Annotated in this window: 11 protein-coding genes; 1 reads left to right on the forward strand and 10 read right to left on the reverse strand. The window is 66.0% G+C overall.

Annotated features, from left to right (window positions below; translation table 11 throughout):
- Window positions 1-54: 54 nt before the first annotated feature.
- The 3 genes from IT430_14515 to IT430_14525 all read right to left on the reverse strand — a co-directional run bounded on the left by IT430_14515 (window position 55) and on the right by IT430_14525 (window position 4,889).
- Window positions 55-765: a hypothetical protein gene (locus IT430_14515; protein ID MCC6909152.1), complete on the reverse strand. Its 711-nt coding sequence runs from the start codon at window positions 763-765 to the stop codon at window positions 55-57.
- A gap of 78 nt (window positions 766-843) precedes the next feature.
- Window positions 844-2,517: a hypothetical protein gene (locus tag IT430_14520; GenBank protein ID MCC6909153.1), complete on the reverse strand. Its 1,674-nt coding sequence runs from the start codon at window positions 2,515-2,517 to the stop codon at window positions 844-846.
- A 299-nt stretch (window positions 2,518-2,816) separates the two neighbouring features.
- On the reverse strand, window positions 2,817-4,889 hold the full coding sequence (locus tag IT430_14525) for a M28 family peptidase (protein MCC6909154.1): 2,073 nt from the start codon (window positions 4,887-4,889) through the stop codon (window positions 2,817-2,819).
- A 326-nt stretch (window positions 4,890-5,215) separates the two neighbouring features.
- Between IT430_14525 and gcvP the strand changes: the two genes are divergently transcribed.
- A complete protein-coding gene (gcvP, locus tag IT430_14530) occupies window positions 5,216-8,146 on the forward strand; it encodes an aminomethyl-transferring glycine dehydrogenase (GenBank protein ID MCC6909155.1) in 2,931 nt (976 codons plus the stop codon).
- Between the two features lie 205 nt (window positions 8,147-8,351).
- Here gcvP and rplS read toward each other — a convergent pair whose 3' ends face one another.
- From rplS to lnt, 7 genes are all read right to left on the reverse strand, one after another.
- Window positions 8,352-8,774 (reverse strand): 50S ribosomal protein L19, encoded by a 423-nt coding sequence (gene rplS, locus IT430_14535; GenBank protein ID MCC6909156.1) that lies wholly within the window; start codon window positions 8,772-8,774, stop codon window positions 8,352-8,354.
- Between the two features lie 100 nt (window positions 8,775-8,874).
- Entirely contained in the window at window positions 8,875-9,588 is a 714-nt protein-coding gene (gene trmD / locus IT430_14540; protein ID MCC6909157.1) for a tRNA (guanosine(37)-N1)-methyltransferase TrmD, read from the reverse strand.
- A 10-nt stretch (window positions 9,589-9,598) separates the two neighbouring features.
- The gene (gene rpsP, locus IT430_14545) at window positions 9,599-9,889 is read right to left on the reverse strand and encodes a 30S ribosomal protein S16 (GenBank protein MCC6909158.1); all 291 of its coding nucleotides are present in this window, start codon (window positions 9,887-9,889) and stop codon (window positions 9,599-9,601) included.
- Window positions 9,890-10,144: 255 nt separating this feature from the next.
- Window positions 10,145-10,333: a hypothetical protein gene (locus tag IT430_14550; GenBank protein MCC6909159.1), complete on the reverse strand. Its 189-nt coding sequence runs from the start codon at window positions 10,331-10,333 to the stop codon at window positions 10,145-10,147.
- A gap of 42 nt (window positions 10,334-10,375) precedes the next feature.
- A complete protein-coding gene (locus IT430_14555; protein ID MCC6909160.1) occupies window positions 10,376-11,233 on the reverse strand; it encodes a hypothetical protein in 858 nt (285 codons plus the stop codon).
- Between the two features lie 200 nt (window positions 11,234-11,433).
- The gene (locus IT430_14560; protein MCC6909161.1) at window positions 11,434-12,564 is read right to left on the reverse strand and encodes a HEAT repeat domain-containing protein; all 1,131 of its coding nucleotides are present in this window, start codon (window positions 12,562-12,564) and stop codon (window positions 11,434-11,436) included.
- A complete protein-coding gene (gene lnt / locus IT430_14565) occupies window positions 12,561-14,360 on the reverse strand; it encodes an apolipoprotein N-acyltransferase (protein ID MCC6909162.1) in 1,800 nt (599 codons plus the stop codon). Before lnt ends, IT430_14560 begins: the two co-directional genes overlap by 4 nt.
- Between the last annotated feature and the right edge of the window lie 33 nt (window positions 14,361-14,393).

Below are 14,393 nucleotides of genomic sequence, written 5' to 3' on the forward strand. Positions count from 1 at the left end.
TGGAGAACTAGAGCGGTTCCGCCAGGCTGCCCAGCGCAACCGGCGCGAATGCGGTTACTCGAACCAGATCACATCGAGCGGCCGCAGCCCCGCCCAGATCGCCTGTTCAGCGATTTCGCGGACCGGTCCGCCGCGGGTAACGCCGCGTTCCAGAGCCAGAACGAGTCGATCGCAGCATGTGCCCAGAGACAGCAGCGGAAAGCCCGTGGCCAGCTTCGGCACCGCAAGCACGACGCGGTCGTGGTTCATCTTGAGAACCTCGATGAGCCCCGCCAGGCGTCCCGTCGAGATCAAACCCAGCACGTCGGCCTTGCCGGCTGCGATGACGCCCGTTTGCGGCACACTCGCGTGCAGGCGCGAGATCGTCGTCATGGGTTTGCGGGCGACCGCCTCCTCGCATGCCGAACCAAGATCGGGCGCCGACGCGGTGACGGCGCCGGAAAGCGCCTGCGTGCCGCTTCCCAGATCGATGAGCACGGTTGATCGTCCCCACCTGCCCCAGAGCGTGGCCAGGGCCACGGCGGTCTGGCCAATGCGCTCGTCAGACTCTACGGCACTGACCGCCACGGCAACGGGCCGCCCCTGCGCGGCGGAGTCGCACGATGTCGCCAGTTCGCCGATCGCCATGGCGATGCGAGCGGTGCTCGGCGCGGCGACAAGGCGACCGAGGAACGAGCCCACAGGATGCGAGGCGTTCACTTGGGCCGCAGATCCAGTGGCGCTGGTTCGCGACTGTACCGGAATGGCTTGTGTTTCAGTTGTCATGCTGTTCTCGCGTCAACTCTTTCTGCGGGACTCGCTGATGTTGGAGCAGGTGACTGAGCCGGTCAGTCGTTGCGTCCATCAAACGCTTGTGAACATGCGATTCGATCTGGTGCTCGGCACAGAAGCCACGACGCGCACGCCTGGGATCGCCGACACCTGCTGCGAACTGAGCAGCGTCTGGTTGAGGTAGTCATAGGCAATCGGCAGAACCAGGGCGGCAAAGGCGGCGATGAGCAGCGCGAGCAGCGCCGCCAGCAGCATACTCGGGTAGTCGTTCTTGTTCTCGTTGAGCACCTGGGTATCCGTCCGCGAGACGACGCCGTTAAACAGCCGGGGTCCAGCGAGCAGGTTGTGGAGCTGGCGCGCCTGAGTCGTCAGTTGCTTCAACTGCTCCTCGTCCGCGATGGCTTCGCGCTGCATTCGTTTCAGTTCGATGTCGGCCTTGACGGCGCTGTGCTGCATTTCGGTCAGAGCGGCAATGGCCTGATCCAGCGCACCCACGCGAGCGCGGAGGGCGTTCAACTGGACCGTCGAATCAATCCAGCTGTTGAACAGCGAGAGGTATTTGGGATCGACCTGCTCCGTGACGTTTGATCGGTCGGTTCCGATCTTCGACTCATCGCTCTTGGCGTCCGCCAGGCTCTGCTCCATCGCCTTGAGTTTCACTTCAAGCGACTGCACTGCAGGCGAATTCGGCCCTTGAGAGGCCTTCTTCTGGGCAATCTCCGCCTTGGTGTCGGCGATGTCGATTTCGATTCGCGACGACAGCAGATTGTCGGGCTGCGAGGCGACGCCCTCCTGCATGAGCTTTCGGATTTCGGGAACTTCCGCGAGTTGCTTTTCAAGCGTCGCGATTTTGGCCGAAAGCGTGTCGTCCTGCAACTGAAACGTCGTCTTTTCGTTTCGCAGACTCTGTGCCGTCTCCTGTGCACTCTGCGCGTAGGTCTCCGGGTCGAAAAACTCGTACTTTGTTCGGGCGTCCTGAATCCTCGCGTCGTTTTCGGCCACGCGCAGTTGCGCGTCCTGGATCAGTCCGGGCACCACCCGGCCATCCTCGCCGACCGTTCCTTCGAGAACGCCCAGCTGACGCTCCACGCCCGCCCGCAGCGCGGCGTCGGTACGCTCTTGAAGCAGATCCATGATGGTGTCGCCGACCTGCCGAGTGATTTTGGGCGAGTCGCCGTAGACGTAAATCGGAATAATGGTCGAACCTTCGGTTGGCGTGATGCTCAGCCACGCCGACGTGAGTTCATCCATGGCTTTGGCGACGTAATCGACCTTGAAGTCGCCGCGAAGGAACTGCAGGGTGGCCACTTTCGCGATCGTCTTCTTGATGCGGGTGCGCATGTTCGGCGGCGTTTCCGCGACCTGCTTGAGGTGGTCGTCCAATCCCGAGCGTTCCACCACTTCGCGCAGAAAGCTCAGCGAGCGCGTCTGCTCGACCAGATTCTTCACGAGCTGGTTGGCGGTCAGCGGAGCCGCGTCCGTCATGGCGCCGCTTTCGAGTGACATGGTCGGCATGGGCGTGGAGTGGATCTCCATCGTCGCCTGGCCTTCCCACGTGGGGGTTACCAGCCACGCGGCGAAGAGCACGATGCCCATCGACACCACGAACAGGAGCACCACAGCCAGCCAGTGCTGCGTCCAGGAACGCACGAAGTTGTCAACCATCATCGAACGCACTTCGGGCAGCGGCCAGCCCTGCGAATCGAATCCCGTTGGCGCCGTCTCTTGATGTTGAGGTGAACTCATGGCGGTGTCTCGACCCCGGATCTCGTGTGAAAACAGGCTCGCTCTCCGGGCGTACGCAGGCCCGAAAGACCATCTGTCGAATCTCCCGGCGGGGCCGACATGGGCACGAGCCGCCGACCCGACCGAATCGGGCCGGACGCGCACGCGGCCGGGCGATTCAGCGGGCTGTGATTGGCTTATAGGCTATCAACGATTGGCATCGGCGTAAAGCGGGGGTCGGCATAAACGTCGATGCCCGCAAAGGCTGCGCGAAGCGCCTGGAACGCGCTCCAATCGCTGGCGGGCCGCAAACGCGGGGGTCAGCCGTCGCTGGCCGCAAGTTTCACCTTGATCTCCAGCATTTCTTCGCCGCGTTTGACGCCCAGATTTACTTCGTCTCCGGGCTTGTGTTTGGCCAGTTCGGTCATGAGCGCGCGGATATCGGCCACGGGCGAACCGTTCCAACTCAAGATCACATCGCCCCCCTGCAGGCCTGCGGCCTGCGCCGGGGTGTCATCGGACACGCCCGCGAGATGCACTCCGATTCCCTGGGCGTTGTACTCGGGCTGGATGCCCAGCCTCACCGTAACGCGCGGCATCGGCTCGGTCGGCGGCTCGGGTTGCGCCGGGGCCTGGGCGCCCGGAGGCTGTTCGAGCATGTCCAGCCGGAAGCCGCCGCTGGTCTTCTGGTACTCGAGTCTCTCGGGCCGCCTGGCGAACTCCAGCGCGATCTGCTGGGCGAGATCGACGATCTTGACGGCGCCGACCGGGTTGATGAGCGACGCCACATCCGCCGGACGGTGGTACTGCGGGTGCAGGCCGGTGAAGAAGAACAGAACCGGAATGCCCACGGCGTTGAAACTCGCGTGGTCGCTGGGCCCGCTGCCGGTCTGCTGGCTCACGATGCGCAGGCCGCTCTCATCGAAGTACGGCTGGACAATCTCCGCCAGTTGCGTCGCGCTGCCTACGCCGCTTACCTCGAGGCTGTTGTCGCGCAGCCGGCCGACCATGTCCAGGTTGAGCATGATGTTGACCTGTTCGGCCGTCAGCGTCGGGTGGCGCGTGTAGTAGCGCGAGCCGTTCAATCCCGATTCCTCGGCCGAGAAAGTCATGAGCAGCACCGAGCGCATATTTGCGTCGGCGGGCAACTGGGCGTAGGCCTTGCTCAGCCGATCGGCGAGCACGAGCACCGCCGACGTCCCCGAGCCGTTGTCATCGGCGCCGGGATGGATGATGCCTTCGGCCGTGCGGCCGGCCATGCTGCCAAAGCGGCCATAGCCGACGTGGTCGTAGTGGGCGCCGATGATGATCCACTCGTCGGCGAGATCGCCGCGGCCGCGGATGATGCCGCCGACGTTGTCCGTCCAGTTGTGCTTGCGATCGAGCGTCGTGGCGATGGAGACGGTGAAGCGATCATCGAGGTTCGCGGCCTTGAAGGAGTCTTCGTCCGCCTCGCGCTTGAGTTCGCGCAGGCTCTTCCCGGCCACCTGCCCCACGAGCCGCTCGGCCGCGGGGATGGACATCTGCACGACCGGAACCCCAGCGCGGCGCCAGGTTGATTCCTCGGCCGTCATCAGCTCGCTCGCCCGGCCGTCGAAGGTGCCCGGCGGGTTGACGAGGATGATGCCGGCCGCTCCGCGGCGCGCTGCTTCAAGCAACTTCGTTTCCAGCGAGGCGTTGGCCGTCCACTCGGGTTTGCCGTCGTTCCACTTGCTGTTGCCCTGGGCGTCGCTGGGCTCAAAGCGAAGGAGCAGGGCGATGCGGCCGGTCAGGTCGATCTCGCCGTAGTGATCCTGCCCGTCCGGACCGGATGCGATTCCGTAGCCCACGAACGCGAGAGGCGCTCCGACTTCGCCCTGACCGACACCCAGGGCGCTGAACTCCCGGCCGGCCGTGAACGTCGTCTTCTCGCCCGAACCGTCCACGAGGGCCAGTTCCTGGCGCGTCGCCTCCATGCCGCCGGGCATGTCGAAGGGCTGGCGGTAGGAGACCCAGGCGTCGGCGTCGCCGAGGACGTTGCCTTCGCTGTCATATTCCGGAAAGGCGGGCTGCAGGCCGAAGTGGCGGAACCAGAACTCGATGTAGTCGGCCGCCACGCGGTTGCCGTGCGTGTCAGGGGAGCGACCTTCGAAGAATGGGTTGGCCAGCGTGGTGATGTGAGCCATGTAGGCGCGGACATCGGGATCGAGCGACTGCAGGATGGCGGGGATGTCCACATCACCCTGCGCATCGATCCAGCCGTCCGTCACGACCGGGCCGGGTGTCGCCGCTTCGGTGGCCGGCGCCTGCGCCAGGGCCGTGGCGCCCGGTCCAGCATGGAGCAGCGGCAGCGCCAGCAGGCTCAGAGCGAAGAGAAGGCGGCGGGTGCTTGAACAGTGATGGGCGCGGGTCATGGCGGTTGGGTCCTCAGAGGCGGTGCGAAAGGGCGGGGGATCGGGTCAGGCAATATCGTATGGAACGCGCGCTGCCGAAGCGCTGTTCGTGCGATACTGGCTGAGGTATGGGACGTTGCACACGCGGCGCCGGCGGTGGGGCCCGGCCTGAATCTGGGCGGTCAGGCGAAGCGAAATCATCGGGCCGGGCGACGCTCCTGCTATCATATCGCCGCTGCCCTGCATGCCGGCGCTTTGCGCGCCGAGTCCGCTTCCTTCTTTGAGGATCCGCCAGTTCCATGTCGCCCACAACCGCCCGGCCTCGCCCCGTGACCATTGACCCTGAAATGATCAACGCACCCGAATCCGCCCCCGTCGCCGACGCCGGCGAGGCGATCCTCAATTCGACCGATGTGTTCGCCGACCGGCACATCGGGCCCAGCGACGACGAGATCGGGCTCATGCTCGAGCGCCTCGGCTGCCGCACGCTCGATGAACTGACCGACGCCATCGTGCCGGATTCGATCCAACTCGGCCGGCCGCTGAAGATCGAAGAAGCGCAGAGCGAGTTCGACCTCATCGCCGAGCTGCGCACGATCGCTGGCCAGAACAAGGTGAACCGGTCCTTCATCGGCATGGGCTATCACGGCTGCATCACGCCGCCGGTCATCCAGCGCAACATCCTCGAGAATCCGGGGTGGTATACGCAGTACACGCCGTATCAGGCGGAGATCTCGCAGGGGCGCCTCGAGGCGCTGCTCAACTTTCAGACGATGATCGCGGACCTCACCGGCCTGCCGCTGGCGGGCGCTTCGCTGCTCGACGAGGCGACAGCGGCGGCAGAGGCGATGGCGATGTGCTTTGCCATCGCCGGCGGCGCGTCCGGCACGCGCAAGTCGTTCTTTGTCGCCGAGCATTGTCACCCGCAGACCATCGCGGTGGTCAAGACCCGAGCAAGCTCGATGGGGATTCGCGTTGTGGTGGGCGATCCCGGCGCAGTCGATTTTTCGGCCGGGTTATGCGGCCTGCTGGTTCAGTATCCCACGACGGACGGCCGCGTGGCGGACTATTCGAAACTGGCCGAGGCGGTGCATGCAAACGGTGCTCTGCTCGTGGTGGCGGCCGATCCGCTGGCGCTGGCGCTGCTCAAGCCGCCAGGCGAGTTCGGGGCTGATATTGCCGTAGGAAGCACGCAGCGCTTCGGTGTGCCGATGGGCGCGGGCGGCCCGCACGCCGCGTACATCGCCACGCGCGAGCAGTACGTGCGGCGCATGCCCGGCCGCATTATCGGCGTGTCGCGCGACGCCACGGGAAAGCCGGCCCTGCGCATGGCCATCCAGACGCGCGAGCAGCACATCAAGCGGGAGAAGGCGACGAGCAACATCTGCACGGCCCAGGCGCTGCTGGCCATCATGGCCGGGATGTATGCGGTCTATCACGGGCCGGCAGGGCTGCGGCGCATCGCCGGGCGCGTGCACGCGCTGACGGCGGCGCTGATCGTCGGCGTCGAGCAACTCGGCCACGAGACGCTCGGCGACGGCCCCGTGTTCGACACGCTGCGCGTGCGATTGGGTGCAGGCGTCGCGGCGTCTGCGGTGCACAGGGCCGCTGGCGAACTGGGCATCAACTTCCGCTTCTACAGCGACGACACGATCGGCATCACGCTTGACGAAACGGTCTGCCCCGATGACGTTCGCCACATCCTCACGGCTTTGACCGGCAACGCGGCCAAACCCGTCGATGTGCGCGTTGACGAACTGCTCGCCGCCGCACGCAGCCGCGGTCTGCTCAAACTCGGCGCCTTCGAGCGCACGAGCGCGTATTTGGCGCACCCCATCTTCAACTCGCACCACAGTGAAACGGAGATGCTGCGCTACATCACCAAACTGCAGTCGCGCGACCTGTCGCTGGCGCATTCGATGATCGCGCTGGGCTCATGCACGATGAAGCTCAATGCGACCAGCGAGATGGTGCCCGTGACCTGGCCCGAGTTTGGCAACATCCATCCGTACGCACCGGCCGACCAGATGCGCGGCTACGCGCGGCTGTTCAGCGACCTCGAACGCTGGCTGTGCGAAATTACGGGTTTTGCCGCCGTCTCGCTCCAGCCGAACGCGGGCTCGCAGGGCGAGTATGCGGGCTTGCTCGCCATCCGCGCCTATCACGAGTCGCGCGGCGACACGCGGCGCGACGTCTGCCTCATCCCCGTTTCCGCGCATGGGACCAATCCGGCCAGCGCCGTCATCGCGGGCTTCAACGTCGTGGCCGTCGAGTGCGACCGGCATGGCAACGTCGATCTCAATGACCTGCGCGCCAAGGCGAAGGCACACGCCGACCGCCTCGGGGCGCTGATGATCACCTATCCATCCACGCACGGCGTGTTCGAGCCTCAGGTCAAGGACATCTGCGCCGCGGTGCACGAGTTCGGCGGGCAGGTGTACATGGACGGGGCGAACATGAACGCGCAGGTCGGCCTGTGCCGCCCGGGCGACATCGGCGCGGACGTGTGCCACCTCAACCTGCACAAGACCTTCTGCATTCCGCACGGCGGCGGCGGTCCGGGCATGGGGCCCATCGGCGTCGCCCAGCACCTCGTGCCCTTCCTGCCCGGCAATCCGGTGACCGATGACGGCCGCGCGGTCGGCGCCGTGGCCGCGGCTCCCTACGGCAGCCCGAGCATCCTGACGATTTCGTGGGTCTACATCGCGCTGATGGGCGCCGCGGGGCTTCGCAAGGCCACGCAGGTGGCGATGCTCAACGCCAACTACATGGCCAGCCGCCTCAAGGAGCACTACGACGTGCTCTTCAGCGGCGTGGGCGGGCACGTGGCCCACGAGTTCATCCTCGATTTCCGAGGCTTTGAGAAGACTGCCGGCATCAAGGTCGAAGACGTCGCCAAGCGGCTCATGGACTACGGCTTCCACGCGCCGACGATGAGCTTCCCCGTGCCCGGCACGCTCATGATCGAGCCGACCGAGAGCGAGCCCAAGGCCGAACTCGATCGCTTCTGCGATGCGCTGATTCAGATCCGCGAAGAGATTCGCGCGATCGAAGAGGGCAAATCAGACAAGGCCGACAACCCGCTCAAGCACGCGCCGCACCCGATCCAGGTCGTCGCCGCCGACGAGTGGAGTCACACGTACAGCCGCGAGCAGGCGGCGTACCCCGCCGCGTGGCTGCGCGACGCGAAGTTCTGGCCCCCGGTGGCGCGGATTGACAATCCCTACGGGGATCGAAATCTCATCTGCACCTGCCCGCCGATGAGTGAGATGGAGTGACGCTGCGCAGGTCGGCACAAGGCTCTGCGCAGGCCCGGCAGGTTCATCGATCATCACGCAAAAACCCTCCGGCGTGTTGCCGGAGGGGTTCGTTGCTCTTCAGTGATTGTCGGGCTCCCCGGGTCAGAGCCTTTGGGTCGTCATTCGACCCTGAGGCCCATGACCCCGAGGGGCGGCTAAACGGGGCGCTGGATCGCGACGTCGGTCACTCGCCAGCTGCGGCGGCCGGGGCTTCGGCGCCGGTCTCGGCTTCCGCGTCGCCGGGGCGCTGCAATCCGCGGCGCTGGTCGCGGAGGCGGCGCTTCTTGCCGACGCGCTCGCGGAGGAAGTACAGCTTCGATCGACGGGCGTCGCCGCGGCGGACCAGTTCAATCTTGGCGATGCGCGGCGAGTTGAGCGGGATCACCAGTTCCACGCCCGAGTTCGAGACGATGCGGCGGACCGTGATCGACTCGTTGATCCCGCTGCCGTTGCGCGCGATGAGCACGCCCTGGTAGACCTGGATGCGCTCTTTCTCGCCCTCGATGATGCGGCGGTGCACGTCGATGGTGTCGCCGATGGTGATCTCGGGAAGATCGGTCTTGATCTGTTTCTCAACCACGCTGGCGAGGAGTTGCTGCTGGTTCATGGCACTGGCCTTTCTGAGGAGGAAGTGGAGACGCAAGCGTTGTCGCGGGCGAGAGCCGGGTCTTGCGAGCCACTTTCCCTTCGTCGTATCTCCGGGCGACTCATGTCGCCGTGTCTTTGTTTCCTTTGAGCAGATCCGGCCGTCGCTCGGCCGTCCGTGTCTTTCGCTGCTCCATCCGCCATCGATCCACCTCGCCGTGGTCACCGCTGAGGAGAATCTCCGGCACTTCCCGCCCGCGCCACTCGCGGGGCCTGGTGTAGTGCGGACAGTCGAGCAACTGCTGTCCGCCTTCCGATACTGCGAAACTGTCCTGCTCGGCTGACTCTTCGTGGCCCAGCGCTCCGGGCAGGAGTCGCACGATGGCGTCGATGAGGACCAGAGCCGGAAGTTCGCCGCCGCTGAGCACGTAGTCGCCAATGCTCAGTTCCATCGGCCGCAATTCTTCGATCACCCGTTCGTCGATGCCTTCGTAGTGCCCGGCGATGAGCAGCAGCCGCTGCCGCGTCGCAAGGTCGGCCACGATGTCCTGCGACAGGGGCCGGCCCTGCGGGGTGAGGAGGATTCGTGTGGCCGGCCGGGGGTCGAGCCGCTCGGCGGCGAGCACCGCATCCCACACCGGCTGGCACATCATCACCATGCCTGGGCCGCCTCCGAAGGGGCGATCATCCACTTTCTGATGCTTGTTCTCCGTGTAGTCTCGAATGTTGACGAGGTTGAATTCAACGAGTCCCGCCGCGTGAGCCCGCCCGGGAATCGACGCGCTGAGGACCGGCGCAAACATCTCCGGAAACAGGCTCAGCACATCAATCCGCATGGCGGCCGCCTCAGGCGCCAGCCGATTCCGCGCCGGCGTACTTCTGGCCCGGCGTGGGATCGACGCCGATGCGCTTGAGCAGGCCAGCCACCGTCTCACTGGGCTGCGCGCCGACGCTGAGCCAGTACTGCACGCGGTCGGTCTTGAAGTGAATCTGCTGCGCCTCGTCGCGGTGGGTCGGGTCGAAGAAACCGAGTTCCTCGATCACGCGGCCGTTGCGGGGCGAGCGGGAATCCATGGCATTAAGGCGATAGCGGGGCGTGTGGCGCCGGCCGAAACGCTTGAGACGAAGACGAACCATGTCTGGGTGCTCCTGAAGTTGGGGCCCGGGCCTCGAAACCGCTTCGAGTTTCCGCCGGGATCGCGGCCAGAGCGGGCGGCGACGTGGGGCGGATGGGGGGCCGTTTCACCGGTTTGTAAGCCGCACAGTGTACGCCAGAGGCGGGCGGGTTCAAGTGCGGCGGGGCCGCGGCGGGGCTCCTGGAAAGCAAATGGGCCGCGCCCTGAGGCGCAGCCCATCCAAAGTCTGTTTCCCGGCCGGCTGTCCGGCGGGTGATTACTTGCTGATGATCGTCCAGGGAGAAGCCTTGCCGCCGCTCGTCGAGGCCAGTTCGCCGCCCTTTATCCAGAGGGTGCCGGCAAGGACGATGAGCGAGAACACGCCGGCCAGGGCGAGCACGGTGTAGACGTCGAGGTTGCCCCCGGAGGATACGCGTCGCGGCGAGGCGCCTTTGAACTGAGTCATGGTGGATCTCCAGAAGTCGGGTCCGGTGGAGTCAGCGATTGATCAGAGGCCGGCCCGGAGCCCGCCGCGAACTTCGTCGTTGATCATGACCTTGTCCTGCTCGAGCTGAACGAAGCCGACGGCGCGGTTCAGTTCGACCTTGGTGATGATCAGGTTGCCGAGGAACTTGCCGCCCCGCGCGATGAGGAACTTCATGTTCTCGGAGACGCCGTCACGCGAGCCGAGGTTGACCTCGAGGTAGCGGTTGCCGTCGGCGCCGGTCTGGACGCTCATGACGCGGCCACTGACCAGCGGAGAGGGAATCGGCGTGACCTCCTCGGAGGTCGAAGCGGTTTCGGCGCCAGTTCCGCCTGACTGAAGGCGCTCGGCGAGTTCCTGAATCTGCTCCTGCAGCGTGCGCTGGGCGTCGAGAGCGACGTCGAGGCGGCTGAGCGTGTCGCGAAGCTGGTCTTCGAGTTCGGTCGAGCGGGACATCAACTGCAGCGACTCGTCGCGGCGGCGGGTGATTTCTTCGCCCTGCGTCTCGATGATGTCCGCGTTGGTCTCCGCTGCGGCGGCGAGGCGGTTGATCTGGGCCTGGATGGCGTCCTTTTCCTGCCGGGCCGTGGCCAGCTGGGATCGCAGGTCGGCCATGCGCGTGGTCTGGGACGCGAGGTCCTCGCGGAGACCGGCGATGATCTTGTTGAGCGCCGACTCGGATTGAGCCTTGGCGATGTTGACGAGATCGAGTTGCTGGCTGGCGAGTTTGGCGCTGTTGTCAGCGGCGAGCCGCGAGGCGTTCTCCGCCTGATAGCGGGCCTTCCACGTGTCGTTGTTCATGACCAGCGGCACAGCGAGGGCCATGATGAACACGGAGAGCAGGGCCCAAAGCACTATGAAAACCTTGGTGAGCGTGTGCAACGATCGATCCTCCAAGCAACGCTGGTGTTTGGACGCATCATCCCGGCACGGGTGTCGTGGCTGCGTGCCGGTGGGAAGCGTATCCGTCGAACTGTCTTCTGCCGGGTGGGCGCCCTTTCAGGAGCCGTCTCCGGCAGCCGTCTCTACCGAAACCTTTGTGGCCTCCGAATTCATCCGGCCGGAATCGGTAACTCTAATCATCACTGCAAGTCATCCGGTGTCAACAGGCCCCCGTCGGTTTCCGTCAGGCCCTCGCCCGGCCCCAGAGGCTCGGTGAGCCGCAGGATCGACGCTGCCGCCTGCAGCCTGACCAGCAGTTGGGTGCTGGAATCAAAGAGCCGGGCCAGGTGGGGCAGGGCCTGCGGCGCGGGGTATTCGCCCAGCGCGTGGGCCGCCTGACTCTGGATGGCCACCGCCGAAGAACTGGTCGAATCCCGGAAACCCGGGCCGAGATATTCGAGCACGAGTTCGATCGGCTGGGGCTCGCCCAGCTGGGCCAGCGACGTGAGCGCGGCAAGGCGGACTTCGGCGCTGTGCCGATACTGGCGCCACATCGCGACGATATTGCGCAGGTCGCCGATTGTTCGGGTGGCGTCGAGTTGGCCGAGCATTGTCGCCGCGAGCGCCATGATCTCGCCGTGCTCGGGCTGGCGCGAGTACAACTCAGCCCGGATGCGCGCAATCGCAAACGGATCGCCGAGTTTGGCCATGGCCTCGGCGATCTGGAGTTGCACGATGCGCTGCTGCGGCGGTGTCGTGTGCGGCGAGTGGAAGTCGATCGACTCGCGCAGCAGGGGCAGCGCGCTGGGGTCTCCCAATTCGCCCAGCACGAGCGCCGCGTTGCCGGCGGCGCGCGGGTCGTCGCCCTCGAGCATCTCCGCCAGCAGGCCGAGGTTCACGTTCGTGCCGTTGCGCTTGAGCGCAAAGGCCGCGGCCGCGCGCACCGAGGCGGATTCATCGCTGAGCAGGGCGTGCACAAGCGGCGCCGCATCGGAATACTGGTGCTGACCGATGGCCATCGCCGCGACAAAGCGCACGGCGAGGTTGGCGTCTTCAAGCCCCTCGCGGGCGGCGACTTTGCCGAGTTCCGGGTCGGCCTGCAGCGCTTCGATCGCGTTGGCGCGGTAGAGCGCATACTCGTCTTTGCGCATCTCGTTGAGATACCTGATCGCGCGGCGGCGCAGATCGCGCTGGCCGGCGATGTCGCTGCTCAGCGACTGATACTCAGGGCCGATCACGGGTACACCCGCCGTGGGAGCGCAGCCGCTGAGAACGAACGCTGCAACGGCCGAGATTCCGACGATCGAAATCAACCAACGCTGCGCCATCACGACGTCTGATCTCCTTTTGCCTTGCGCCGCCGCCCGGCGACGACGGCCCAGACGACCAGCGCCGCGCTGGCCGCCAGGCAGCACCACCCGAAGGCATCGCCGAGCCGCCCGTAAAGCGGCCGGCGGTGGTCCAATCGAACAGTGGCCATCATAACGCCCTCGGCGTTCCACGTCGGCTGGCCGGCGGGGATGTTGGGGCCCACTTGGATGAGCCGGCCGGCCGAGTCGATCGCCGCACTCACCCCGGTGTTGGCGGCGCGGATCATCGGCACGCGATTCTCGATGCAGCGGAACCGGCCGACCTGCAGGTGCTGCTCGCGGCCGCCGTAGATCGAGCCGAACCAGCCGTCGTTGGTCAGGTTGACGAGCACATCCGCCGGAGGCTGTCCGTCGGGATGCGCGAGCAGCCGGCAGACGTAGGGCATGGTGGACTCAAAGCAGATCGGCGTGCCCACGAGAATGCGGTCGCGCGCCTGGCGCTGCAACGGGACCTCGAGCCGCGTGAAGTCGCGGCCGGCGGCCAGGTCGAACTTCATGCCGTTGGCGCCGAGGTTGAGCAGCCACTGCTGCGCCGCCGGCCAGCGGTGCGCGATCGGAATCACCTCGCCAAACGGTGTGCGGTGGATCTTGTCGTAGCGGATATCCGAGAGCCGCCCCTGGGAATCGAAGACGAGCGCGGAGTTGTAGCGGGCGTCCCACTTCCAGTCCGGCGTGATCGTCTCGTTGCCCTGCGCGTCCGTTTTGGTCTCCGTGGAGTATTGAAGGTTGTTGACCGCCGAGGCGCCCACGAGCAGCGGCGCGCCCAGCGAGCGAGCCAGTTCGGCCAGCGCGTCGTGAAAGAAGGTGACGCTGCGCAGGGGCCGCCCGATCTGCTGCTCGAAGCGCCGCGTTTCGCGCATGACTTCCACGTTGAGCGCCAGCCCGGGCACCATCGTCTCCGGCCAGACGACAAGGTCGGCCTGCGCGCGGCCGGTGTCCGGCTCCGCAGCCAGATGCGTGAGTTCGATGAAGTGCGCGAAGTCCTCGAACTGCTGCTCGAGCGTCCACATCTGCTTGTTGTTCTGCGGCAGGTTTGTCTGCACGGCGGCGATGGTGACAGCCGGCGCTTCGCGCACGATGTGATCAGTCTGGCCAAGCCGATACAGCCCATAGCCGAGCACGAACGCCTGCGCCGCAACGAAGAGCGCCAGGGAGACGCGCACCGTCAGCGTGAGGCGCCCGCCGCGAAACAGCGGCAGCGTGAGGACATCGGCGAGCAGGCCGGCGAACATCGCCGCGGTGAAACTGACAAAGTACGTGCCCAGCAGGTCGGCGCCCTGGCAGAGAACAGGCTGGGCGATGAGCGGATGGGCGAGAAGAAACCACGGATAACCGGTGAGGAAGATCGGCGAGCCGCGCAGCATCTCCGTGCCCACCCACAGCAGCGGCACGAGCAGCACGTTGGTCAGGCCGGGCACCGCCGGCCGCCGGCCGCGCGGTCGCAGCGTGGCGAGCATCCACACAAATAGAGCGGGGAAGGCCCCCTGGGCCATGGCCAGCAGAACATAGCCCGGGCCGGTCACGTCGATGAGCCAGCGCTGCACCCACAGCCAGGAAAGCGTGGACATGAGCCACACGCTCAGCACGGCCCTGGTTCGGCTCGAAGTGCGCAGCGCCAGCAGCGCGACGGGAATGGGCGCGACGTACGCAAGCGCCCAGAGGTCATACGGCGGAAACGCCAGCGCAAACACCGCCGCGTGCAGCAAGCCGGCGAGCAACGCTCCAGACCAGGTTGTGGGTCGGGGTTGGCTTCTCAATGAGAAGGATTATGGACGCGCCGCGCCACGATT

It is taken from the genome of Phycisphaerales bacterium, from assembly GCA_020852515.1.
Lineage (GTDB): Bacteria > Planctomycetota > Phycisphaerae > Phycisphaerales > UBA5793 > UBA5793.

Excerpts from the sequence above, each read along its gene's own strand:
- rpsP (MCC6909158.1), bottom strand. The coding sequence starts at position 9,889 with ATGGTTCGTCTTCGTCTCAAGCGTTTCGGCCGGCGCCACACGCCCCGC.
- rplS (MCC6909156.1), bottom strand. The coding sequence starts at position 8,774 with ATGAACCAGCAGCAACTCCTCGCCAGCGTGGTTGAGAAACAGATCAAG.
- IT430_14515 (MCC6909152.1), bottom strand. The coding sequence starts at position 765 with ATGACAACTGAAACACAAGCCATTCCGGTACAGTCGCGAACCAGCGCC.
- trmD (MCC6909157.1), bottom strand. The coding sequence starts at position 9,588 with ATGCGGATTGATGTGCTGAGCCTGTTTCCGGAGATGTTTGCGCCGGTC.
- IT430_14525 (MCC6909154.1), bottom strand. The coding sequence starts at position 4,889 with ATGACCCGCGCCCATCACTGTTCAAGCACCCGCCGCCTTCTCTTCGCT.
- gcvP (MCC6909155.1), top strand. The coding sequence starts at position 5,216 with ATGATCAACGCACCCGAATCCGCCCCCGTCGCCGACGCCGGCGAGGCG.
- IT430_14520 (MCC6909153.1), bottom strand. The coding sequence starts at position 2,517 with ATGAGTTCACCTCAACATCAAGAGACGGCGCCAACGGGATTCGATTCG.
- IT430_14550 (MCC6909159.1), bottom strand. The coding sequence starts at position 10,333 with ATGACTCAGTTCAAAGGCGCCTCGCCGCGACGCGTATCCTCCGGGGGC.